Genomic DNA, 25,104 nt, shown 5'->3' with positions numbered 1-25,104 from the left:
TACATTGACAGGGGCTGGAACGTTGTGTACATTAGTGATTAATATTACTTACTATTTATATCAGCATGTTCATTTTTTCACCATGATGGCGCATGCCATTTGATAACATCATGTCGGCGAAAAGCCGCGAGGATTTAAGGGGGAGAACAATCGGTGGAAGCTCTGGCGCTTGAGCGCAAGCAGGAACAGAATCGAGAACTTCGTATACGTCTTGAACAGCTTAAAAAGGAACGAAACGCAATCATTTTAGCTCATTATTATCAGCGTGATGAAATTCAGGAGGTTGCCGATTTCCGGGGCGACTCTTTTTTACTCGCTCAGAAGGCTGCAGAGACAGATGCGGAAGTTATTGTATTCTGCGGTGTTCATTTCATGGGGGAAAGTGCAAAAATTTTAGCCCCGAACAAAACCGTCCTAATTCCTGATGAACGTGCAGGCTGTCCAATGGCAGATATGGTCAATGTAGACGGTTTACGTAAGCTAAAAGCTCAACATCCAAATGCTAAAGTAGTCACTTATATCAACTCGTCCGCCGAGATTAAAGCAGAAACCGATATTTGTTGTACCTCTGCTAATGCTGTGAAAGTAATCGAATCCCTTGACGCCGAAGAGATTATTTGGGTCCCAGATAAGAATCTTGGTCAATATGTACAAGATCAGACGGGCAAGAAGCTGATTATCTGGGAAGGTTATTGCAACACTCACGACATGTTGACCGTCAAAGATGTAGTAGAGATGAGAGCAAAATATCCAGATGCGGAATTTGTAGTTCATCCAGAGTGTCGTCCTGAAGTAGTGGCCATGGGTGACTATGTAGGCAGCACTACATCAATTCTGGAGTATTGCCGGAAATCGGATCGTAAGCAATTTATCGTTGGAACGGAAGATGGTACCGGATATCAGCTTCGTAAGGATAGTCCAGATAAAGAATTCCATTTTGCTACCAAATTTCTTGTTTGTCCTAATATGAAAGTTAATAATCTAAAAAAACTGGTGAAATGCCTGGAGACGATGAAGCCACAAATCTATGTACCGCCTGCTGTCGCCGACAAAGCCAGAACATCCCTAGAGCGCATGCTACAAGTCCGGTAGCATGCGCTACTCTTTCGTTGAAACAGGTGAAAAGCGGTCATGATTCCACAATATTTGGTTGATTTTGATCTTCGGGATATTCCTACGGTAAAGACAGATTGTATTGTTATTGGTTCAGGGATTGCCGGATTATTCACGGCTATTAAAGCCAGTGAAGATCGGCGTGTCATAATGATCACAAAGAAATCAGTAATGGAAAGTAATACTCGCTATGCACAGGGGGGGATCGCAGCTGTTATAGCTGAGGATGATTCCCCTGCATACCACCGGCAGGATACCTTAATGGCCGGTGCAGGTCTTTGCTCCTCAACAGCTGTCGATGCACTTGTTAATGAAGGGCCGGAAGGCGTTCATGAGTTAATTCGCTTAGGAACCCTGTTTGATAAGGAAGATGGGGTACTGGCTTTGACTCAGGAAGGAGCGCACAGCCACCGCCGTATTTTGCATGCAAATGGGGATGCTACTGGTTATGAGATTGTTCGTGCATTGGCGGAACAGGTAGCGGAACATGAGAATATTGAGGTCTGGGATGATCATTATGTTATCGATCTCATCACTGAAGGTGGCGAATGTGTAGGCGCATTATTGCAGCGGCCCGGTGGTGGACGGTTGTTCCTGCAAGGGGATGCGACCATTTTGTGCTCTGGTGGAGCAGGACAATTATATCGATACACTACCAACCCTGAGGTAGCTACAGGAGATGGTGTAGCGATCGCCTATCGCGCTGGTGCTCATATACGAGATATGGAATTTATTCAATTTCATCCTACAGCACTTAGTTACCCAGGAGCTCCTAGATTTTTAATCTCCGAAGCTGTGCGTGGGGAAGGAGCAGTCTTGCGCAATATTAATGGAGAGCGGTTCATGGAGCGTTATCATAACCTGCTTGAACTAGCCCCGCGGGATATTGTAGCGCGAGCTATTGTAAGTGAAATGGAACTTACTAAATCAACGTTCGTTTATTTGGATATTACACATGAATCTCCAGAGATGGTGAAGCATCGGTTTCCCACAATATATGAGACATGTATGGGCTATGGACTGGATATTACAAGTGATTGGATTCCAGTGGCTCCTGCTGCGCATTATATGATGGGGGGGATTAAGACCGATCTGAATGGAGAGAGTACCGTCCCGCGTCTGTTTGCTTGCGGAGAGGTTTCCTCCACAGGCCTGCATGGCGCTAACCGTTTAGCTAGTAATTCTTTATCTGAGGCCATTGTATTTGGACAGCGTATTATTGATCGGATTCATGAGCTTTCCCCGCTGGACCGTGATATTTTATCGGTTATCAGTAACGAGGGCCGTGTAGATTCGCCAACTCAAGCTATTGTGGAACGTCGTTTGAAGCTACAGAAGGTAATGGTTCGATATGCCGGACTACGTCGTAACGAAGAGATGTTACTTAAAGGATTAGATGAATTAAAACGACAGCTGCCAATCTTTGGATCAGCTTTGTCCAAACGTGAGGAATATGAATTTGCTAATATGCTGACCTGCTGTTTGCTTGTGACAGAGTCTGCTCTGGCACGGGAAGAGAGCCGTGGGGCGCATTACCGTGAGGATTATCCGCAGCGGGATGATGATCAGTGGCGTAAGCACCTGCTTCAAATTCGCGAACTGGGAATAGTGGAGGAATTAAGCGATGATGTTTAATGGTTACAATGAAGAACTAGTACAATCTATCAAGGCTTGGTTGCGGGAAGATGTTGGTTCCGGAGATGTAACCACGCAGATGACGATTCCAGTGGGCCATGAGTCCAAAGGGATTATTCATGCCAAGGAAGATGGGATAATTTGTGGCATCCCAATTGCAGAGCTGGTCTTTGAAATTGTGGATCCGGCGCTTAGTTTTACAGCCCTTGTCGAAGAAGGTCAAGCTGTAACCAAAGGGACTGTAATTATTGAGGTTGAGGGCAGCACACATGCGATTCTAACAGGTGAGCGGCTTGCGCTTAACTTGATGCAGCGTCTTTCGGGTGTGGCATCACGTACAGCTTCTTTCGTGCAGGTGCTGGAGGGATTACCGACTCGCTTAGTGGATACACGTAAGACAACACCAGGTCACCGGATGCTTGAGAAATATGCTGTTCGTATTGGTGGAGGCTTTAATCACCGTTTTGGCTTATATGATGCAGTTATGATCAAGGATAATCATATCAAAGGCGCGGGTGGTATTCGGCAGGCTGTAGGTCGTGCTCGGAAGAACATCCCGCATACGATGAGCATCGAAGTGGAGACCGAAAATTTAGAGCAAGTCGAAGAGGCGCTGGCAGCAGGTGCCGACATTATAATGCTCGATAACATGTCTAACGATATGATGAAGCAAGCCGTGGCTAGGATTAAATCCCAAGCTCCGCATGTTAAGACAGAGGCTTCTGGAAATGTATCGTTAGAAACCGTACGCGGGATTGCTGAAACGGGTGTGGATGTGATTTCTGTCGGGCGCCTTACGTACTCCTTCTCCAGTCTGGATATCAGTCTAGACCTTAATGCTAAGAAGGAAGGGCCTTTGTCATGATGCTTGCTGTCGATATCGGTAATACCAATATTGTTCTCGGTGTATATAGAAAACGCGAATTGCTGCATCATTTTCGGCTAAGCACTGCGCGCCAATCGACCGTGGATGAATATGGAGTAATGATACACAATCTTTTTCACATGTCAGGTATATCTGTCAAAGACGTTGAAGGTGTAATTATATCTTCTGTTGTTCCACCACTGGTTAAGACTATTGAGGATATGTGTATTAAATATATAGGGAAAGACCCATTGATTGTTGGACCAGGGATTAAGACGGGGCTTAACTTACGTTATGAGAATCCGCGTGAAATTGGCGCAGACCGGATTGTTAATGCAGTTGCTGCGATTGAACAATACAAATGTCCACTTGTGGTTGTTGATTTTGGTACGGCTACGACTTTTGATTGCATTGATGCAGGTGCTAATTATCTTGGTGGCGCGATAGTTCCTGGTCTAGGCATTTCAACAGAGGCATTATACCAGCGGGCATCTAAGCTGCCGCGAATTGAATTGGAGAAGCCTAAAAAGGTCATCGGGCGTAATACGGTGCATGCGATGCAGGCCGGAATTATTTTTGGCTATGCGGGTCAGGTTGAGGGCATCGTTAAACGAATTAAAGTCGAGATGAACGCTCCCGAACTGAAGGTTATTTCGACCGGAGGCCTCGCCTCGCTAATTGCGGGTGAAACGGACTGTATTGATGAAGTAAATCCTATGTTAACGCTAGAAGGATTAAGAATTATTTACGATCGTAACCAATAAAGATAAAGAAGCCTAAAAAGGCGAAGAGATAGGAGGGCTATGCACCCAATGGAAAAAAAGAAGGATCGACTAATCCGCGGCACGGCTCTTAATGGTAAAGTGAGAGCGTTTGCTGTCCGCACAACTGAATTGGTTGAAGAACTGAGACGCAGACACGATACGTATCCAACGGCTACAGCCGCAATGGGACGTACAGTTACCGCTGCAGCCATGATGGGCGCTATGCTCAAGGGTAGTGAGAAGCTGAGTATTATGGTTAAAGGGAATGGACCGATCGGACAAATCGTTGCAGAATCCAATGCATTGGGAGAAGTGCGTGGTTATGTGCATAATCCACACATTCATTTACCGAGCAATAGTATGGGGAAACTGGATGTAGCTGGAGCGGTGGGAACTGAAGGGTTCATTGATGTTATAAAAGATTTAGGCATGAAAGAGCCGTACCGAGGTAGTATTCCTATTATCTCCGGGGAGCTTGGCGATGATTTTACTTATTATTTTGCGGTTTCTGAGCAAACTCCAGCTGCGGTTGGCCTAGGTGTATTGGTAGATACCGATGAGTCGGTAATTGTGGCTGGAGGGTTTATTGTTCAACTTCTTCCTGGTCTGACAGATGCGGAGATTACTGAGATTGAAAAAGCTGTAGGGGCGATGCCTTCTGTAACAGCACTTCTCGATCAGGGGCTGGAGCCAGAAGAAATGCTGCGCTACCTTTTGCCGGATGCAGTGGTTATGGATGAACTGGATATTATCTTTGCTTGTCAGTGTTCGCGTGAGCGGGTAGAGCAGACATTGGTTAGCTTAGGGCGGGATGAACTGGAGAGATTAATTGCAGAAGATGAACAGGCTGAAGTCGTATGCCATTTTTGCAATGAGGCTTATGTTTTCAATAAGGACGATTTACAGGTCATTTTAGAACAAGCGAATTCGTAGGGCATTGGGATGATGACGAGACAGGAACGTGCACTTCGCAATACGGTTATTATTCTAGCTGTTGCAACTTTAATGCTCGGGGGTCTATTATTCTGGAGTTTGCGCGCCATGGCCCTACTTAAAGGAGATACAACAGACAATGAATCACCGGATGTAGCGACTGCAGGCGGACAACCGATAACGGATCAGCAGTGGATGGATGAGCTCAAAAAAAAGCATGGAGAAGAAGTGTTAATCAGTATGCTTAACCATATTGTCGTGGACATGGAAGCTAAGGCTTTAGGAATTACTGTGACAGACGATGAGGTTAAGCAGGAACTGGCACGCACTATAGTTGGATACGAATCAGAAGCGCAATATTATGCTCAAATGCAATCTCAGCTGGGATTATCTCGTCAGGAAGTGTTCGCAGAGACAGCTTATCGTCTGTCCTTACAAGCGATAGCCACGGTGGGCATTACAATCAGTGATGCCGATATAGATGCTTATTTAGAGCAAAATGCCGAGCGCTTCGTTCCAAAAAAGGAAATGCAGCTTTCTATGGTCAAGGTTTCATCCTATGAGGAAGGTCAGCAGGTAATGGATCGCTTGGAACAGGGTGAGGATTTCGCTGATTTGGCTAGGGAAGTGTCTATTGATGAAGAGAGTCGGCAGCATGGAGGCAGTTTAGGCAAAGTAGAGGAAGACGACCCTTTTTGGCCAGAGGGAATGTTAAAGACTGCGGCTGGATTGGATGTGGGTGATATAGCCGGTCCGATCGAGACAGGGGAAGACTTCGCCATTATTCGCTTGGAGAGTATTCACTCTCCAGAAATGCCAGATCAGAAAGAAATTCGGGCGCTTGTACGTCAAGAGCTGGCTTTGGAGCAAGCCCCTCCCTTGCAGCAGGTGGAAAGCAATTTACGCAATAAATATGAGGTGTCAATAAATATTGACAACAGCCTGCAAGATTGATAATATGATATTAACGTAAACCCTACCATTTTAGTCGGAAATAACTGACGGTGGTCAACAATTTAAACTCCACACACAGAAGCATAAAGTCACAATTTACGTTCTTATATCGCATTTATCATTCTAAGGAGGTTTTTGCTCATGGCTAAAGTCGTTAACAACGTAACAGAATTGATCGGAGGTACTCCGCTCGTTCGTTTGAATCGTCTGGCACAGGAAGGCTCCGCAGATATTTATTTGAAATTGGAATATCAGAACCCGGGATCAAGCGTAAAAGACCGGATTGCAATCAGCATCGTGGAAGAAGCTGAGCGTGAAGGTCTACTGAAACCAGGAGGTACGATTGTAGAAGCTACTAGTGGTAACACTGGTATCGGCCTGGCACTTGTAGCTGCTGCTAAAGGTTATAAGGCAGTTATCGTAATGCCGGAAACAATGAGCTTGGAGCGCCGTAATCTCCTTCGCGCATATGGAGCGGAATTGGTGCTGACCCCAGGATCGGAAGGTATGAATGGTGCGGTTAAGAAAGCAGACGAAATTTTGAAAGAGAACCCAAGCTATTTCCCATCCGAGCAATTCAAGAATAAAGCGAACGTGAAGATTCACCGTGAGACTACTGGACCTGAAATCATTGACGCTATTGAATCCATCGGCGGTCCTTTGGATGCTTTTATTGCAGGTATCGGAACAGGCGGAACGATCACTGGTGCGGGTGAAGTGCTGAAAAGCCAATATCCTGATATTAAGATCTATGCTGTGGAGCCTGCTGCTTCCCCAATCTTGGCTGGAGGCAAACCAGGCCCTCACAAAATCCAAGGTATCGGAGCTAACTTCATCCCTGAGATTCTGAACCAAGATATCTATGATGAAATCATCCACGTTGAGAATGATGAAGCTTTCGAAACTGCACGTCGTGTAGCTAAAGAAGAAGGCGTCTTGTCTGGTATTTCTTCAGGTGCTGCTGTATTTGCCGCACTTAAAGTAGCCAAAGATTTAGGCCCTGGCAAAAAAGTAGTAGTCATTATCCCAAGTAACGGCGAACGTTACCTGAGCACACCACTTTACAATTTCGAAGCGTAATTGTTTGCAATAACGTAAATCTATAAGAGTCTTCATACCACTTTTTTGGTGGTGATGGAGACTCTTTTCGTTGATTTAAAAGGCATTAGGTACTGTGCATATATGGCAGGCTAGACGTGGTAATTTTATTATTGTTGAAAAAAGCTCTGGTTTTTGCAGAAACGAAAAAATCATAATAATTTCCTATCGCTGAGGGCTTTTCAATAATGCCTTAAGTACAGTATACTGACAGGCAATATACTACTGATGATTGGACAAAACTAAGCAAATGCTTACGAAGCAAGTTTTATTGCGAAGTGATGTCTACGAAGTAATGGCTTCATAAAACTAAGCATATGCTTACGAAGCGAGTTTTGTCTCGAAGATTAAACTGTAAGATGATGCTAGACAAAACTTTTAGGAGGATGGCTTTGGAAATCATAACAACCTGGAACGAGTGGGAACAATGGGCTGCTGAAGACTGGAGCATGTTTCCCTTGATTATAAAATCCCCCCGGTGCACCAACGAATTACCCGCGTCCTGGGAGAAAGCCTGGGAGTTAGCTTCCCAGTATTCTGTAGTTTTAGAAAGTGGTAAGGGTGGCCGTTATACGTACTTGGGCTTGAACCCTGTTTCGATATTGAAGGGCAAGGAGGATAATGCGGAAGTATTTAGCTTCCCTACTGAATCTTTGGAATCAGCATCAGTGGACGAGGAGAGGATACCTGAGGCAACAACACTGCATGGACAACCGCTGGAGCTACTGCAGCAATGGATGTCGGATTTTACGTCGCCTAAGTTAAAGGATGAAGATGTTCCTCCTTTTTCTGGTGGATGTATTGGTTTCCTTGGTTATGATGTGGTTCGTTCTTTGGAACGATTGCCGTCTCTTGCCCAAGATGATCCTGGTTTTCCTGATTTTCTTTTTATGAGGTTTGACGAGATATGGATCTATGATCACGAAGAGCATGTGCTTTATTGTGCTGTTCACGTTCCAGTTCCAGCAGACTGTGGGATGGAAGAGCTGCAAAATCTTTATCTTGGCAGTATAGAACAGGCTGGACAAATGGTAGAGCAGTGGCAGCTGATATCTTCAGCCGCAGGATTGGATGATGAGGCTGTGGGCAGCATTGAGGCCCTTACAGTTTCATCAGGAGAGTGGCCGGGCATGGCTTCCGCTTTTTCGCCTGAGAAGTTTCAGCAGGCAGTGCTGGACGTTCAGGAATACATCCGCCAAGGTGATGTCTTCCAAGTGAACCTCTCGCTGCGCCAGGAGGCGCAGCTGAAGTCCCCGCCGGAGGATGTTTACGAGTGGCTGCGCAAGCTCAACCCGTCCCCGTACATGGGGCTCTTGCGGTCGCCCGGCTTCGCGCTGTCCAGCGCTTCACCGGAGCTGCTCGTCAAGCTGCACGGGGACAAAGTGAGCGCCCGGCCAATCGCCGGCACCCGGCGCCGGGGACTCACTCCCGCGGAGGATGCCGCCATGGAGGCGGAGCTTCGCGGGAGCGAAAAAGAGATCGCCGAGCATATCATGCTTGTCGATCTGGAACGCAACGACATCGGGCGTGTCGCTGCATACGGTTCCGTCAGCGTGCCGGAGCTGATGACGGTGGAGCGCTACTCTCATGTGATGCATCTCGTTTCGCAGGTAGAGGGCCAGATTGCGCCGGATAAAGACGCGTATGCGGTTATTGCAGCTTTATTCCCCGGGGGGACTATTACAGGGGCTCCCAAGGTAAGGACAATGGAGATTATTGAAGAATTGGAGCCGGTTCGACGTGGACCCTATACAGGATCGATGGGTTTTATTGACTATAACGGCAATATGGAATTAAATATTATTATAAGAACGCTGGCTGTAAAAGACGGGGTCGGATATATTCAGACAGGTGCCGGCATAGTGATCGATTCCGATCCCTACCGTGAATACCGTGAATGCCATAATAAAGCCAAAGCGGTAGTGAAGGCAGTACTCTGTAGTGAACTGCAGCAGGAATTGCCAGCTACCAGCGGAGCCGAAGGGGGAGTAGCACTGTGATCTTGGTCATCGATAATTATGATTCCTTTACGTATAACCTCGTACAGTATTTAGGTGAGCTTGGGGAAGAGGTTAAAGTGCACCGCAATGATGAAATTACCATCGAAGAGATTGAAAAGCTGGCACCTGACCATATTCTAATTTCACCAGGCCCATGTACGCCAAATGAAGCGGGAATTAGTCTGGAATTGTTGCATCATTTCAAGGGGATCATTCCGATCTTCGGCGTATGCCTTGGACATCAAGCGATTGGACAAGCATTTGGTGGCAATGTCATCCGTGCTGAGCGTTTGATGCATGGGAAGACATCGCCTATTTACCATAACGGGACCTCAGTTTTTGAAGGTCTGGAGTCTCCATTTACAGCTACCCGATATCATTCACTGATTGTAGAGCGGGAGAGTCTCCCAGATTGCTTGGAGATTACGGCTGAGACTGAAGAAGGGGAGATTATGGCATTGCGCCATAAAGAATACCCTATTGAAGGTGTGCAGTTCCACCCGGAATCTATTATTACGGATCATGGTCATACGATGCTGCGTAATTTCTTGAAACGGAGAGCCGGAGAAACGGCATGAAATATATAGGATTTAACAATGGTGTCATTGACGCCCGAGAAACCGTGGTTTCTACCTTGGATCACGGCTTTTTGTACGGCATTGGCTTGTTCGAAACCTTTAGGACCTATGGGGGAGTTCCCTTTTTGCTGGAGCGTCATTTGAAGCGTATGGCAGAGGGTTGCAAGGCACTGGGCATTCCATTTGAAGCAGAAGCGGCACATCTACTTGACTGGATTAAGCGCGTTATGGACAAAAATGAATTAAAAGAAGCTTATATACGCTATACCGTAACAGCCGGTGAGGATATTCTCGGATTACCTGCTGGTGATTATCAAAAGCCTAATCATTTGTTGTACATCAAAGCGCTGCCGAAAGTACCAGATAAACTCTATAGTGAAGGCAAAGAGCTGCAGCTGTTGTCCTTGCGGCGTAATACTCCTGAGGGAACAGTGCGATTCAAGTCGCTGCATTATATGAATAACATTCTGGCTAAGCGAGAGCTTAGAGGGTATACTTCTGCGGCAAATGGTGCTGAAGGACTAATGCTGACGGCAGAAGAATTTATTGCCGAGGGCATTGTCAGCAACATCTTTTTTGTAAAAAACAACAGGCTCTATACCCCAGATCTTACAACAGGGATACTTCCGGGAATTACCCGGGAAATGGTAATGGAGCTGGCTCTTAGTGCAGGCCTTAGTGTTGAAGAAGGAACATATCACTGGGAGCAGTTAAAAGCTGCTGATGAAGTGTTTCTTACCAATTCCGTACAAGAAATCGTTCCTGTTACTGGGGTGTGGCACGGAGATGCAAGATTTACTATAGGTACTGGCCAGTGTGGAACAATTACTGCTGGCTTGATTTCATTATATAGAGATAGGACGGCGATTGCGAAATGAGACCAGTCCTCTTTAAGCGGACATACCGTTGTGGAAATACAGACTTGGAGTTAGGAAATCGAACATTGATTATGGGCATCCTTAATGTGACCCCTGATTCTTTTTCAGATGGAGGACTTTGGGATCATCCGGACAAAGCAGTTGAGCATGCGCTGCGTATGGCTGCAGAGGGTGCTGATATTATTGATATCGGCGGTGAATCTACTCGTCCTGGCCATCAACCGGTGGGACTTGAAGAGGAGTTAGCCCGTGTATTGCCTGTGATCGAGAGTATTCATAAGGCGGCACCTCACCTTCCGTTATCTATCGATACCTATAAAGCTGAAGTAGCCCGCCAAGCTATAGCTGCGGGTGCCCATATCATTAATGACATATGGGGTTGTAAGGCCGATCCGGAAATGGCGGCAGTGGCCGCTGCTGCTGACTGTCCTATTATTTTGATGCATAACCGGCAGGACCGTAATTATACGAATCTGAGTGCGGATATGTCGGCTGACCTTAAGGAAAGTATTGATCTTGCGGTAGCCGCAGGTGTTAAGCCGGCCAATATCATATTGGATCCAGGTATCGGCTTTGCTAAGGATTATAATGAAAACCTGCAGGCAATGACGCTTTTAGACGGGTTGACTGAGTTAGGTTATCCGTTGTTACTGGCGACTTCCCGCAAAAAATTCATCCGCACGGTACTTGATTTGCCGTCTGATGATGTTGTGGAAGGCACCGCAGCTACAGTAGCTTTTGGGATAGCTCAGGGTTGCCAGATCGTACGTGTACATGATGTATCTCTGATTAAACGAACGGTTAAGATGTGTGATGCGATGTTGTATGCTGCACCTCCAGTGGTGCGTGAATAGCTATATTTTACGAAAAAGGGCGGATTAATCATGGATAAAATGACAATGCATCGCATGGAATATTACGGATACCACGGTGTATTTGAGGAAGAACGTAAGCTGGGACAACGTTTTTACATTGATTTAGAGCTGGAGCTTGATTTGCAGGGTGCGGGCTTGAATGATGATTTGAGTCAAACCGTGAATTATGCTGAAGTTCATGAATTAGTCAAAAACATTGTCGAAATAAAGTCTTTTAAGTTGATCGAAGCTTTGGCAGAATATATTGCATCCTCCGTACTGGACACTTATACTGTTATCAATGCAGTAACGGTTAAGGTAACTAAACCCCATCCGCCTTTCGACATTCATTTTCAGGGAGTGACTGTAGAGCTGCGCAGAACTAGAAAGTGAGAACAAGGTCCATGAATATACATTCCACCTCTGAAGAATCAGAGGCTTATATTGCTTTAGGGGCTAATTTGGGTGACCGCGAGGGTACACTGTCAGAGGCTTTGAACAGACTGGACGCTCATGATGAAATATCTGTGGTCCGCTGCTCCAAAGTTTACGAGACAGAGCCAGTAGGTTATTTAGATCAGCCGCAGTTTCTCAATATGGCAGCAGCTTTGCGAACGACACTTGCGCCCGAGTCCTTGCTGGAAGTGATGTTGGGGATTGAAACGCAGTTGGGTCGTATCCGGGATATCCGCTATGGACCGAGAACGGTAGATTTGGATTTGTTGTGGGTTGAGGGTCAGGTGCTCGATACACCACATTTAACGTTACCGCATCCACGCATGTTAGAGCGTGCTTTTGTATTGTTTCCGCTCAGTGACATCGTTCCACAGAATGAACAATCTTCCGGACTTCGCAAGCTGATTACAGCAGCGCTTCAAGACATAGACGGGAAGGAAGGAATTCGGTTGTGGACAACAAGCGTTTGGGACGGAGGGTCAGGGCATTCCGTAAGCTAAAAGGGTATACTCAACAGGATCTTGCGGATCTTGCCGGAATTTCCTTGGCTGTGCTTGGTGCAGTCGAGAGGGGTAACAGACGATTAGAAGATCAAATTTTAGATAAAATTGCGAATGTCCTAGGGGTTACAACAGAAGAGCTTGTGGATCCCAACTCATAATTTTTAAGAATTAAAAGGCAGGAAGTGATACGAATGCTGAAGATTGGCGATATCGAGATGAAAAATCAGGTTGTTCTGGCACCTATGGCTGGCGTGTGCAATCCGGCTTTTCGTCTGATCGCTAAGGAATTTGGTACAGGTCTGGTCTGTGCGGAAATGGTAAGCGATAAGGCCATTATTCACGGAAATACACGTACTCGCGAAATGTTGTTTGTAGATGAACGGGAGAAACCGCTTAGTTTGCAGATTTTTGGCGGGGATAGAGAATCACTGGTGCAAGCAGCAAAAGTGGTTGATAAAGAAACCAATGCTGATATTATCGATATCAATATGGGATGCCCAGTGCCTAAAGTAACTAAATGTGATGCGGGAGCCCGCTGGCTTTTGAATCCCGACAAAATCTATGAAATGGTCTCTGCGGTTGTCGATGTTGTCGATAAACCCGTAACCGTGAAAATGCGGATTGGCTGGGATAGCGAGCATATTTTTGTCGAAGATAATGCGCGTGCGGTTGAACGTGCCGGGGGTAAGGCTGTCAGCGTACACGGTCGTACCCGGGAGCAGCTTTACACAGGCCATGCGGACTGGAACTATATCAAGATGGCAAAAGAAGCAGTTTCTATTCCTGTTATTGGCAACGGGGATGTTAATACACCTGAAGATGCTCGGGCTATGTTGGATCAGACTGGCTGCGATGGCGTAATGATCGGGCGTGGAGCACTCGGCAATCCTTGGATGTTGTATCGTACGATTCAATATTTGAGCACCGGCGAGCTTATGCCTGAACCTGGCTTGGATGAGAAGATTAAGGTTGCTATTCTTCATATGGATCGACTGGTAGCTCTTAAGGGAGAAGCTGTAGCTGTCCGTGAGATGCGTAAGCATATGGCCTGGTACTTAAAAGGCTTGAAGGCTGCCGCTAGAGTGAAGGATGTTCTCATGACAGAAACAAAACGCGATGGAATGGTGAGGATATTGAATGATTTTGTCGTTCAATTAAAGCATGAAGAAGAGAGCAAGGGCATTGAAATGTCTTCTTCTGCTGTATAATCACCTTTTTTCTGCTGATATTTGAACACATCTGACTTTATATGTGGTGTCATTGACATTTTGTAGCGGTTCCAATATAATTTCACAGTATAAAATCGCCGTTACAGTAAGAGCAATGCAGCAGGGAGGGTTCTTATCCTTCTAGATTAGCATATAGTATGGTGTTTTCAATAATTGTATACGACAGGAGAATCGGTTGAGATGAGCGATAAAGAAGTCATCCTTACGCCGGACGGGCTAAAACGTCTGGAAGATGAGCTGGAGACCCTCAAATCCGTAAAACGCCGTGAGGTTGCTGAACGGATTAAGGTAGCGATTGGCTACGGAGATATCAGTGAGAACTCGGAGTATGAAGACGCGAAGAATGAGCAAGCTTTTATCGAAGGACGCGTTCTAACTTTGGAGAAGATGCTTCGCAACGCGCGTATCATCAATAGCGACGAGATCGTTACTGACGTAGTAAGTATTGGTGTTACTGTAAGTGTCGAGGATTTGGAATATGGGGACACTATGGAGTATACGATCGTAGGTACAGCAGAGTCTGATCCACTGAATAACAAGATTTCCAATGAAAGTCCGGTAGGCAAAGCTATTATCGGGAAAAAAATAGGTACGGTTGTTGATGTTTCTACACCTGCAGGAGTTATTCAATATAAAATTCTCGATATCAGAATGAAGTAATATACAGACCTTAATGTCTGTAAATAGATGTGCTGCCGTATGTATTAGTCATTTCACTGTACATAGGTAGATAAGGGAACATGTTTGGGAAAGCTTCCTTAGGGAAGCTTTTTTCAAATCATCCAGAAACGATAGGTAAAACAAACTGCTTATATTTTGAGCTGGAACGGGACTGTCCTCTAACTATGGAGACGGAGCCGTTTCTTCTTGTGTATATGATATTACTGAGTTATAAGGGGATGAATCGCATGACCGAGGAAATGAACAATGTGGACAATGCAGAGAACGAACTTAGTGAGCTTTTGCAGATCCGCCGTGCCAAACTGGACGAGCTAAGAGGACTTGGTATTGATCCTTTTGGCAAAAAATACGAGCGCACAGCTAACGCTGGCGATATCGTAGCTAAGTATGATGGACTTTCCAAAGAGGAATTGGACGAGCTTTCTGTTGAAGTGAGCATTGCTGGACGTATTATGGCAAAACGCGTTATGGGTAAAGCCAGCTTTGCGCATATCCAGGACCTTAGTGGAAGAATTCAGCTTTATGTTCGTCAAGACAGCATTCCTGAAACTCAATACGCGGCGTTTAATGTTCTCGATCTGGGAGATATTATTGGCGTTCGTGGAACAGTATTCAAAACCAAAACAGGCGAGACCTCCATCAAAGTGCATAATCTCGAAGTCTTGTCCAAATCCCTGCTGCCACTTCCTGAGAAATATCATGGTCTTAAAGATGTAGAACTGCGTTATCGCCAGCGCTATGTTGATTTGATTATTAATCCGGAAGTTCAACAGACCTTTATTGCCCGTTCAAGAATTATTCAATCGATGCGTCGCTATTTGGATTCACTTGGTTATCTTGAAGTTGAAACACCTACACTTCATACGATCGCCGGCGGAGCAGCTGCGCGTCCGTTTATTACTTACCACAACACACTTGAAATGCAGCTGTATATGCGGATTGCTATCGAGCTTCACTTGAAACGCCTTATTGTTGGCGGTTTGGAAAAAGTGTACGAAATCGGCCGTGTATACCGTAACGAGGGAATGTCGACTCGTCATAATCCAGAGTTTACTATGATTGAGTTGTACGAAGCATATGCTGACTACAAGGACATCATGAATCTCACGGAGAATATGATTGCACATATTGCCCAAGAGGTATTAGGTACACAACTGCTGGATTACCAAGGCAAAGAGGTAAATCTGTCTCCAGGATGGCGTCGTGTAACTATGGTTGATGCTGTTAAAGAAGTAACCGGTGTTGATTTCAGTGTTCACATGACAGATGACGAAGCACAAGCTTTGGCAAAAGAACATCGTGTGCCTGTTGAGAAACATATGACGTTCGGTCATATCCTTAACGCTTTCTTCGAGCAATTTGTAGAGGAAACTCTAATTCAGCCAACCTTTGTAATGGGACACCCTGTTGAAATTTCACCACTTGCGAAGAAAAACGATGAGGATCCACGCTTTACCGATCGTTTTGAGCTGTTTATTGTGGGTCGTGAGCACGCTAATGCATTTAGTGAATTGAATGATCCGATTGACCAACGTCAACGCTTTGAGGCACAGATCCAGGAGAAAGAGCAAGGTAATGACGAAGCTCATGAGATGGACGATGATTTCATCCGCGCCCTGGAATATGGTATGCCACCTACTGGCGGACTGGGAATCGGCGTAGACCGTCTGATCATGCTGCTTACCAATTCTGCATCGATTCGCGATGTATTGCTGTTTCCACATATGCGTAACCGTACTGAATAGTATCTATACAACACAGGGCTTAAGGGAGCTGTCTAAGGACAGTTCTCTTGGCTACTGTTGATTAGAAGCGGTGCTTTCACTTCATTGCTCCTATAGAATGTAGAGATTTAATATTAGTTTCAAAAAAACTCTTGCAATGAATCTCTATACATGATATATTCTAAGTCCGGCCAAGAAATACACATGCCGAGCTCGAAAAAGAAGTTAAAAAAAGAGCTTGACATTAAATAGCCGAACATGATATAGTATAAGAGTTGCTGCTGAGACATTAAACGGCGCCAACGAGAACTTGATCTTTGAAAACTGAACAACGAGTGAGTAGGAAATCACGCAAGTGATATCCAAAATTAGAGAATTAATTTTCTCGTCAGATGTTTCAAAATGAGCATATCGCTCTTTTCAATACTAATTGGAGAGTTTGATCCTGGCTCAGGACGAACGCTGGCGGCGTGCCTAATACATGCAAGTCGAGCGGAGTCATTTTGAAAGCTTGCTTTCAAAATAACTTAGCGGCGGACGGGTGAGTAACACGTAGGCAACCTGCCCTTCAGACTGGGATAACTACCGGAAACGGTAGCTAATACCGGATAATTTCTTTTTTCTCCTGAGAGAAGAATGAAAGACGGAGCAATCTGTCACTGAGGGATGGGCCTGCGGCGCATTAGCTAGTTGGTGGGGTAACGGCCCACCAAGGCGACGATGCGTAGCCGACCTGAGAGGGTGAACGGCCACACTGGGACTGAGACACGGCCCAGACTCCTACGGGAGGCAGCAGTAGGGAATCTTCCGCAATGGGCGAAAGCCTGACGGAGCAACGCCGCGTGAGTGATGAAGGTTTTCGGATCGTAAAGCTCTGTTGCCAGGGAAGAACGTCCGGTAGAGTAACTGCTACCGGAGTGACGGTACCTGAGAAGAAAGCCCCGGCTAACTACGTGCCAGCAGCCGCGGTAATACGTAGGGGGCAAGCGTTGTCCGGAATTATTGGGCGTAAAGCGCGCGCAGGCGGCTATTTAAGTCTGGTGTTTAAACCTTGGGCTCAACCTGAGGTCGCACTGGAAACTGGGTGGCTTGAGTACAGAAGAGGAAAGTGGAATTCCACGTGTAGCGGTGAAATGCGTAGATATGTGGAGGAACACCAGTGGCGAAGGCGACTTTCTGGGCTGTAACTGACGCTGAGGCGCGAAAGCGTGGGGAGCAAACAGGATTAGATACCCTGGTAGTCCACGCCGTAAACGATGAGTGCTAGGTGTTAGGGGTTTCGATACCCTTGGTGCCGAAGTTAACACAGTAAGCACTCCGCCTGGGGAGTACGGTCGCAAGACTGAAACTCAAAGGAATTGACGGGGACCCGCACAAGCAGTGGAGTATGTGGTTTAATTCGAAGCAACGCGAAGAACCTTACCAGGTCTTGACATCCCTCTGAATCTGCTAGAGATAGCAGCGGCCTTCGGGACAGAGGAGACAGGTGGTGCATGGTTGTCGTCAGCTCGTGTCGTGAGATGTTGGGTTAAGTCCCGCAACGAGCGCAACCCTTAACTTTAGTTGCCAGCAGGTAATGCTGGGCACTCTAGAGTGACTGCCGGTGACAAACCGGAGGAAGGTGGGGATGACGTCAAATCATCATGCCCCTTATGACCTGGGCTACACACGTACTACAATGGCCGGTACAACGGGAAGCGAAGCCGCGAGGTGGAGCCAATCCCATCAAAGCCGGTCTCAGTTCGGATTGCAGGCTGCAACTCGCCTGCATGAAGTCGGAATTGCTAGTAATCGCGGATCAGCATGCCGCGGTGAATACGTTCCCGGGTCTTGTACACACCGCCCGTCACACCACGAGAGTTTACAACACCCGAAGTCGGTGGGGTAACCCGCAAGGGAGCCAGCCGCCGAAGGTGGGGTAGATGATTGGGGTGAAGTCGTAACAAGGTAGCCGTATCGGAAGGTGCGGCTGGATCACCTCCTTTCTATGGAGAATCGTTCTCTGCAATGAGGACATTCAAATCGGAAGCTAAGCTTCCAAAACTCAGGTTTAGGCCTGTTACTCACTCGTTGCTCAGTTTTGAGAGTTTAAGCTCTCAAGTAAGACTTGATCCTTGAAAACTGGATACCGAAACGAATTTGCGTTTTAGAACATCTTTTAGCAACTTGTGCAAACAAGTAAATGTTATTAGTGAGATTTTTCTTCGGAAGAATCAAGGTTAAGCTAATAAGAGCACACGGAGGATGCCTAGGCGCCAGGAGCCGACGAAGGACGTGGCGAACAACGAAACTGCCTCGGGGAGCTGTAAGCAAGCTTTGATCCGGGGGTGTCCGAATGGGGAAACCCAGCTGTGGTAATTCGCAGTTACTCATACCTGAATACATAGGGTGTGTAGAGGCAGACCAGGGGAACTGAAACATCTAAGTACCCTGAGGAAGAGAAAACAATAGTGATTCCGTCAGTAGCGGCGAGCGAACGCGGAACAGCCTAAACCTAAGAGCTTGCTCTTAGGGGTTGTGGGACGTCTCACATGGAGTTACAAAGGAATATGGTAGGTGAAGAGGTCTGGAAAGGCCCGCGATAGAGGTAAAAGCCCTGTAACCTAAACTGTATTCTCTCCGAGACGGATCCCGAGTAGTGCGGGGCACGTGAAACCCCGTATGAATCCAGCAGGACCATCTGCTAAGGCTAAATACTACCTGGCGACCGATAGTGAAACAGTACCGTGAGGGAAAGGTGAAAAGCACCCCGGAAGGGGAGTGAAATAGAACCTGAAACCGTGTGCTTACAAAAAGTCAGAGCCCGATCTATGGGTGATGGCGTGCCTTTTGTAGAATGAACCGGCGAGTTACGTTTAACATGCAAGGTTAAGCCGAGAAGGTGGAGCCGCAGCGAAAGCGAGTCTGAATAGGGCGATTGAGTATGTGGACGTAGACCCGAAACCGTGTGATCTACCCCTGTCCAGGGTGAAGGTGCGGTAACACGCACTGGAGGCCCGAACCCACGTACGTTGAAAAGTGCGGGGATGAGGTGGGGGTAGCGGAGAAATTCCAATCGAACTCGGAGATAGCTGGTTCTCCCCGAAATAGCTTTAGGGCTAGCCTCGGTATAAGAGTAGTGGAGGTAGAGCACTGATTGGGTGCGGGGTCCGCAAGGATTACCAAGCTCAGTCAAACTCCGAATGCCATATACTTATTGCCGGGAGTCAGACAGTGAGTGCTAAGATCCATTGTCAAAAGGGAAACAGCCCAGACCATCAGCTAAGGTCCCCAAGTGTGTGTTAAGTGGGAAAGGATGTGGAGTTGCACAGACAACCAGGATGTTGGCTTAGAAGCAGCCACCATTGAAAGAGTGCGTAATAGCTCACTGGTCGAGTGACTCTGCGCCGAAAATGTAACGGGGCTAAACACACCACCGAAGCTATGGCTAGATGCTTTGCATCTGGGGTAGGGGAGCGTTGTGTAGGGGTTGAAGGTGTACTGAAAAGAGCGCTGGACACTACACAAGTGAGAATGCCGGTATGAGTAACGAAAAGATCAGTGAGAATCTGATCCGCCGAAAGCCCAAGGTTTCCTGAGGAAGGCTCGTCCGCTCAGGGTAAGTCGGGACCTAAGGCGAGGCCGAAAGGCGTAGTCGAAGGACAACAGTTTGAAATTACTGTACCACCGTAATCCGCTATGAGCGATGGGGTGACGCAGGAGGGTAGTGACGCGGACTGATGGATGTCCGTCTAAGCAGTGAGGCTGATGTGTAGGCAAATCCGCACATCGTTAAGGCTGGGCTGTGATGGGGAGCGAAAATTATAGTAGCGAAGGTCATGATCTCACACTGCCAAGAAAAGCCTCTAGCCAGGAGAAGGTGCCCGTACCGCAAACCGACACAGGTAGGCGAGAAGAGAATTCTAAGGCGCGCGGAAGAACTCTCGTTAAGGAACTCGGCAAAATGACCCCGTAACTTCGGGAGAAGGGGTGCCCCGGTAGTGTGAATAGCACGAGGGGGCCGCAGTGAAAAGGCCCAAGCGACTGTTTAGCAAAAACACAGGTCTGTGCGAAGCCGCAAGGCGAAGTATACGGGCTGACGCCTGCCCGGTGCTGGAAGGTTAAGGGGAGTGGTTAGGGGTAACCCGAAGCTATGAACCGAAGCCCCAGTAAACGGCGGCCGTAACTATAACGGTCCTAAGGTAGCGAAATTCCTTGTCAGGTAAATTCTGACCCGCACGAATGGCGTAACGACTTGGGCGCTGTCTCAACGAGAGATCCGGTGAAATTTTAATACCTGTGAAGATGCAGGTTACCCGCGACAAGACGGAAAGACCCCATGGAGCTTTACTGCAGCTTGATATTGAATTTGGGTACGATCTGTACAGGATAGGTGGGAGCCGTAGAAATCGGAGCGCAAGCTTCGGTGGAGGCGCCGTTGGGATACCACCCTGATCGTATCTAGGTTCTAACCTAGTACCCTTATCGGGTACGGGGACCGTGTCAGGCGGGCAGTTTGACTGGGGCGGTCGCCTCCTAAAGAGTAACGGAGGCGTTCCAAGGTTCCCTCAGAATGGTTGGAAATCATTCGCAGAGTGCAAAGGCATAAGGGAGCTTGACTGCGAGACCTACAAGTCGAGCAGGGACGAAAGTCGGACTTAGTGATCCGGTGGTACCGCATGGAAGGGCCATCGCTCAACGGATAAAAGCTACCCTGGGGATAACAGGCTTATCTCCCCCAAGAGTCCACATCGACGGGGAGGTTTGGCACCTCGATGTCGGCTCATCGCATCCTGGGGCTGAAGTAGGTCCCAAGGGTTGGGCTGTTCGCCCATTAAAGCGGTACGCGAGCTGGGTTCAGAACGTCGTGAGACAGTTCGGTCCCTATCTGTCGTGGGCGCAGGAAATTTGAGAGGAGCTGTCCTTAGTACGAGAGGACCGGGATGGACGTACCGCTGGTGCACCAGTTGTTCCGCCAGGAGCATGGCTGGGTAGCTACGTACGGACGGGATAAGCGCTGAAAGCATCTAAGCGTGAAGCCCCCCTCAAGATGAGATTTCCCAATTAGTAAGACCCCTTGAAGACGACGAGGTAGATAGGTTGGAGGTGGAAGTGCAGCAATGCATGGAGCTGACCAATACTAATCGGTCGAGGGCTTATCCTATACTTAGAATGCAGATTCGTTTCGGATTCAGTTTTCAGGCGATTAAGCCTGAAATACGCTTAGAAATTCATTGTCACTTCTAGTGATGAACCGAATTTCACGCGGCAGCGTCTGTTTCACAGACGCATGTTTGGTGGCGATAGCGGAGGGGTTCCACGCGTACCCATCCCGAACACGACCGTTAAGCCCTCCAGCGCCGATGGTACTTGGACCGAAGGGTCCTGGGAGAGTAGGACGTTGCCAAGCACACAAGACCACTGTTGAGTAATCGACAGTGGTCTTTTTGTTATGTAAATAGAGAATTCATTAGGCTATATTTTGAAATACTATGATGGAGATAAGCGTGGGTAATAAGATGAGCAGAAATGCATTGTGGATTTTTTATACACTATATGTCCACTGAGCACGGACTAACGTCCAATAATTCGCTTACTCGGGGGCCGTTTTTTGAATACCTACTCTGATGATGTAATGTTCTTGACAGTCCAAATGCCCTTTGCTAAGATGGCAATAATATATTTTTGGATAAGCATCTCAAACCTTAATTGAAGATCTACACTTGTTCAGCCCCCAGATGTACAGAATTGTCTGTCGTGAATGGACTGGAGTCAAAGGTTCTTCTTTCATAAAGTTTGTAGGCGGGTATAATTTAAAACAACCGAGGAGGAATGACCCAGGTGTGGAAAGATAAGTTTGGTAAAGAAGGTCTAACTTTTGATGATGTGCTGCTGGTTCCGCGTAAATCTGAGGTACTGCCTAAAGAAGTGGATTTGACCACAGTTCTAAGTAAGAATGTGAAGTTGAATATTCCACTTATGAGTGCAGGTATGGACACAGTCACAGAAGCAGCCATGGCCATTGCAATTGCTCGTGAGGGTGGCATCGGGATTATACACAAGAATATGCCTGTAGAGCAGCAAGCGGAAGAAGTAGATCGTGTGAAGCGTTCCGAGAGCGGAGTTATTACGAATCCATTCTCACTTACGGCAGAACACATGGTATCTGATGCAGAGCTTTTAATGGGTAAATATCGCATTTCCGGAGTGCCGATTGTAGACAGTGACAATAAACTTGTCGGTATTCTAACTAATAGAGACTTACGCTTTATTCATGATTTCAATATTCAGATTAAAGAAGTTATGACACATGAGAATCTTGTAACAGCTGCTGTGGGTACAACCCTTCAGGAAGCAGAAGGTATCCTGCAACGTCATAAGATCGAGAAGCTTCCCCTTGTGGACGAGAATAATATTCTTAAGGGTCTCATCACCATTAAGGATATTGAAAAAGCTATTCAATTCCCTAACGGAGCCAAAGATGCACATGGCCGTCTACTTGTTGGAGCAGCTGTTGGTATCTCTAAAGACACGTTCGAACGTACTGCAGCATTAGTAAAAGCTGGTGTGGATCTGATCGTCGTCGATTCTGCACATGGTCACCACATTAATATTATTGAAGCGGTTCGCCAAATTCGTGAGTTGTATCCTGATCTTACGATTGTTGCTGGTAACGTAGCTACAGGCGAAGCAACCCGTGAACTTATTGAAGCTGGTGCATCTGTAGTTAAAGTAGGTATTGGACCAGGATCGATCTGTACAACACGCGTTATCGCTGGTATCGGCGTACCTCAGGTTACAGCCATTTATGATTGTGCGACAGTTGCTCGTGAGTATGGAATTCCTATTATCGCTGATGGCGGTATTAAGTATTCTGGGGAGATCACAAAGGCTATCGCAGCTGGTGCTCATGCTGTAATGATGGGAAGTATGTTTGCGGGTACAGAAGAAAGCCCAGGGGAATCTGAGCTCTATCAAGGCCGTAAATTTAAAGTATATCGTGGTATGGGCAGCATGAGTGCCATGAAACAAGGCAGTAAAGACCGTTATTTCCAAGATGATGATAAAAAGCTCGTTCCTGAAGGAATTGAGGGACGTATTGCTTTTAAAGGGCCTCTTTCTGACACTGTTCATCAATTGATCGGCGGATTGCGCTCAGGTATGGGCTATTGCGGTACGAAGTCATTGGAAGAACTGCGTAACGATACTTCTTTCATTCGCATCACAAGTGCTGGACTTCGTGAGAGCCACCCGCATGATGTGCAAATTACAAAAGAAGCACCAAACTATTCCGTATAATGGACTAACCGTATTATTTTTTGGACAGACAGGACTATTTCGTCCTGTCTGTCTTTTTTTGCGGGTACCCCTGTGTTAGAATAGAACAAGCTATTGATATGAGATTTAAAGGAGAGTCGTAATCATTGAAGCACAAACGAAAATTTAATGGTAAGCAAATTGTAATTAAGACAGCGACTGTAGGTCTGCTTTTAAATATGTTAATGAACCCAGTAATTCCAGCATTGGCTGAAGCGGGCAAAACTCCGGTTACAACCGAAGGTGCCGCAACTACTACTGAAACTGCACCCAAGACCAACGCAGTTAAGATCCCTTCTGTGGAATCTCTTAACTTGGAATTGAGTTCTGCTATTCTAATAGAACCAACTACAGGCCAAGTACTTATGGCTCTAAATCCAGATACACCACTCCCACCTGCGAGTATGACCAAGATGATGACTGAATATCTTGTATCTGATGCCGTGAAAAAAGGAGACATCTCTTGGGATCAGAAAGTTATCATTCAAGAGAATGCTTCCAAACAGGTCGGATCACGAATTTTTCTGGCAGCTGGAGATGAACATACGGTTAAAGAGCTATACATAGCGATGGCCGTAGGATCGGCGAATGATGCCACAGTTGCTTTGGCAGAATTGGTATCGGGTTCAGAAGAACAATTCGTAGAACTAATGAATCAGACTGCACAGAAGATGGGCATGAAAAATACCTATTTTATTAACTCAACTGGACTTGATCGGGCAGACATGCCGAAGAAATTCCGTCCTGATCTTGATAAAGAGACTGTAATGTCAGCTAGAGATGCAGCTACTCTTGCTAAATTTATAGTTACTGACCACCCGGACTTCACTGAATTTACAACGATTCAGTCTTATAAATTCCGTGATCGGGATACAGCGCCGATCATTAACTACAACTGGATGCTGGAAGCTAACAAAAGTATTCCCAACTTTAAGGCATATGCTTATCCAGGTCTAGATGGACTGAAGACTGGCCATACCACAAATGCAGGTAACTGCTTTACAGGTACTGCTGTGCGTGATGGAATGCGTCTAATCAGTGTTGTTATGGGTGCTAATTCAGAGGCACATCGATTCACAGAAACTAAAAAAGTGCTCGACTACGGGTTTAACAACTTTGAAATCAAACAGGTTGTAGCTCCGAAGGCTGTTATTGCTGGCACGGAAACAGTTCCGGTACTGAAAGGCAAGAATAAAGATGTTTCTATAGTTACTGATGAAGGAGTTTCTTTCATTGTTCCTAAGGGAACTGTTTCTCCTGAAGTTACTACAACTGTTGTAACAAATGACCCTGCTACTTTGGTTGCTCCTATAGCCCAATCCTCTAAAGTAGGTAAAGTTACCTATTCCTACAAGGCTGAAGGCATGCAAGCAGCACAGGAGAAAACAGTTAATCTGATCACTGTAGAGGAAGCTGAGAAAGCTGGCTGGTTCAAGTTGTTCCTTAGAGCGATTGGCGATTTCTTCGGTGATTTATTTTCAGGGATCAAGAACTTGTTCTAATGCAGTTCGGTGTCGAAATCAGCAGTAAATCCGAGTGAATG

At 46.5% G+C, this 25,104-nt stretch carries 19 protein-coding genes and 3 rRNA genes; all 22 read left to right on the top strand.

The window, feature by feature from the left end; all coding sequences use genetic code 11:
• Positions 1-153 precede the first annotated feature (153 nt).
• The 22 genes from nadA to MHH49_RS09495 all read left to right on the top strand — a co-directional run bounded on the left by nadA (position 154) and on the right by MHH49_RS09495 (position 25,063).
• Complete coding sequence (nadA, locus tag MHH49_RS09600; RefSeq protein ID WP_036678753.1) at positions 154-1,092, top strand: quinolinate synthase NadA; 939 nt, start codon at positions 154-156, stop codon at positions 1,090-1,092.
• 39 nt (positions 1,093-1,131) lie between these two features.
• Positions 1,132-2,748 (top strand): L-aspartate oxidase, encoded by a 1,617-nt coding sequence (gene nadB / locus MHH49_RS09595; RefSeq protein WP_036678750.1) that lies wholly within the window; start codon positions 1,132-1,134, stop codon positions 2,746-2,748.
• Positions 2,738-3,613 carry a carboxylating nicotinate-nucleotide diphosphorylase gene (gene nadC / locus MHH49_RS09590; protein ID WP_036678747.1) on the top strand — a complete coding sequence of 292 codons (876 nt, stop codon included), beginning with the start codon at positions 2,738-2,740 and terminating at the stop codon, positions 3,611-3,613. Before nadB ends, nadC begins: the two co-directional genes overlap by 11 nt.
• Positions 3,610-4,377, top strand: a complete 768-nt coding sequence (locus MHH49_RS09585; protein ID WP_036678745.1) for a type III pantothenate kinase — start codon at positions 3,610-3,612, stop codon at positions 4,375-4,377. Before nadC ends, MHH49_RS09585 begins: the two co-directional genes overlap by 4 nt.
• A gap of 48 nt (positions 4,378-4,425) precedes the next feature.
• A complete protein-coding gene (gene hslO / locus MHH49_RS09580; RefSeq protein ID WP_076099920.1) occupies positions 4,426-5,310 on the top strand; it encodes an Hsp33 family molecular chaperone HslO in 885 nt (294 codons plus the stop codon).
• Between the two features lie 9 nt (positions 5,311-5,319).
• Positions 5,320-6,264: a peptidylprolyl isomerase gene (locus tag MHH49_RS09575; protein ID WP_081382530.1), complete on the top strand. Its 945-nt coding sequence runs from the start codon at positions 5,320-5,322 to the stop codon at positions 6,262-6,264.
• Positions 6,265-6,405: 141 nt separating this feature from the next.
• Positions 6,406-7,344: a cysteine synthase A gene (cysK, locus tag MHH49_RS09570; RefSeq protein WP_036678737.1), complete on the top strand. Its 939-nt coding sequence runs from the start codon at positions 6,406-6,408 to the stop codon at positions 7,342-7,344.
• A 404-nt stretch (positions 7,345-7,748) separates the two neighbouring features.
• Positions 7,749-9,362, top strand: coding sequence for an anthranilate synthase component I family protein (locus MHH49_RS09565; protein ID WP_076105851.1), 1,614 nt, complete (start codon positions 7,749-7,751; stop codon positions 9,360-9,362).
• Positions 9,359-9,940 (top strand): aminodeoxychorismate/anthranilate synthase component II, encoded by a 582-nt coding sequence (gene pabA, locus MHH49_RS09560; RefSeq protein ID WP_036678733.1) that lies wholly within the window; start codon positions 9,359-9,361, stop codon positions 9,938-9,940. Before MHH49_RS09565 ends, pabA begins: the two co-directional genes overlap by 4 nt.
• Positions 9,937-10,818: an aminotransferase class IV gene (locus MHH49_RS09555; RefSeq protein ID WP_076099925.1), complete on the top strand. Its 882-nt coding sequence runs from the start codon at positions 9,937-9,939 to the stop codon at positions 10,816-10,818. The genes pabA and MHH49_RS09555 overlap by 4 nt, the downstream gene beginning before the upstream one ends.
• Positions 10,815-11,672 carry a dihydropteroate synthase gene (gene folP, locus MHH49_RS09550; protein ID WP_076099927.1) on the top strand — a complete coding sequence of 286 codons (858 nt, stop codon included), beginning with the start codon at positions 10,815-10,817 and terminating at the stop codon, positions 11,670-11,672. Before MHH49_RS09555 ends, folP begins: the two co-directional genes overlap by 4 nt.
• Before the next feature lie 30 nt (positions 11,673-11,702).
• The gene (gene folB, locus MHH49_RS09545; RefSeq protein WP_036678726.1) at positions 11,703-12,065 is read left to right on the top strand and encodes a dihydroneopterin aldolase; all 363 of its coding nucleotides are present in this window, start codon (positions 11,703-11,705) and stop codon (positions 12,063-12,065) included.
• 11 nt (positions 12,066-12,076) lie between these two features.
• Complete coding sequence (gene folK / locus MHH49_RS09540; protein ID WP_036678725.1) at positions 12,077-12,628, top strand: 2-amino-4-hydroxy-6-hydroxymethyldihydropteridine diphosphokinase; 552 nt, start codon at positions 12,077-12,079, stop codon at positions 12,626-12,628.
• On the top strand, positions 12,580-12,789 hold the full coding sequence (locus MHH49_RS09535; protein WP_076099929.1) for a helix-turn-helix domain-containing protein: 210 nt from the start codon (positions 12,580-12,582) through the stop codon (positions 12,787-12,789). Before folK ends, MHH49_RS09535 begins: the two co-directional genes overlap by 49 nt.
• 33 nt (positions 12,790-12,822) lie before the next feature.
• Complete coding sequence (gene dusB, locus MHH49_RS09530) at positions 12,823-13,839, top strand: tRNA dihydrouridine synthase DusB (protein ID WP_036678722.1); 1,017 nt, start codon at positions 12,823-12,825, stop codon at positions 13,837-13,839.
• 201 nt (positions 13,840-14,040) lie between these two features.
• Positions 14,041-14,520: a transcription elongation factor GreA gene (gene greA, locus MHH49_RS09525; RefSeq protein WP_036678719.1), complete on the top strand. Its 480-nt coding sequence runs from the start codon at positions 14,041-14,043 to the stop codon at positions 14,518-14,520.
• A 248-nt stretch (positions 14,521-14,768) separates the two neighbouring features.
• Complete coding sequence (lysS, locus tag MHH49_RS09520) at positions 14,769-16,286, top strand: lysine--tRNA ligase (RefSeq protein ID WP_038573979.1); 1,518 nt, start codon at positions 14,769-14,771, stop codon at positions 16,284-16,286.
• 406 nt (positions 16,287-16,692) lie between these two features.
• Positions 16,693-18,250 (top strand): 16S ribosomal RNA (locus MHH49_RS09515).
• A gap of 232 nt (positions 18,251-18,482) precedes the next feature.
• Positions 18,483-21,408: ribosomal RNA gene (locus tag MHH49_RS09510) — 23S ribosomal RNA — on the top strand.
• 129 nt (positions 21,409-21,537) lie between these two features.
• Positions 21,538-21,654 (top strand): 5S ribosomal RNA (rrf, locus tag MHH49_RS09505).
• The 16S, 23S and 5S rRNA genes sit together here, the layout of an rRNA operon.
• A 431-nt stretch (positions 21,655-22,085) precedes the next feature.
• Entirely contained in the window at positions 22,086-23,543 is a 1,458-nt protein-coding gene (gene guaB, locus MHH49_RS09500) for an IMP dehydrogenase (protein ID WP_036679982.1), read from the top strand.
• A 125-nt stretch (positions 23,544-23,668) separates the two neighbouring features.
• A complete protein-coding gene (locus tag MHH49_RS09495) occupies positions 23,669-25,063 on the top strand; it encodes a D-alanyl-D-alanine carboxypeptidase family protein (protein WP_036679981.1) in 1,395 nt (464 codons plus the stop codon).
• Positions 25,064-25,104 lie beyond the last annotated feature (41 nt).

The organism is Paenibacillus sp. FSL F4-0122, assembly GCF_038002845.1.
Taxonomy (GTDB): domain Bacteria; phylum Bacillota; class Bacilli; order Paenibacillales; family Paenibacillaceae; genus Paenibacillus_AQ; species Paenibacillus_AQ odorifer.
This window is presented reverse-complemented; position numbering and strand designations above follow the sequence as displayed.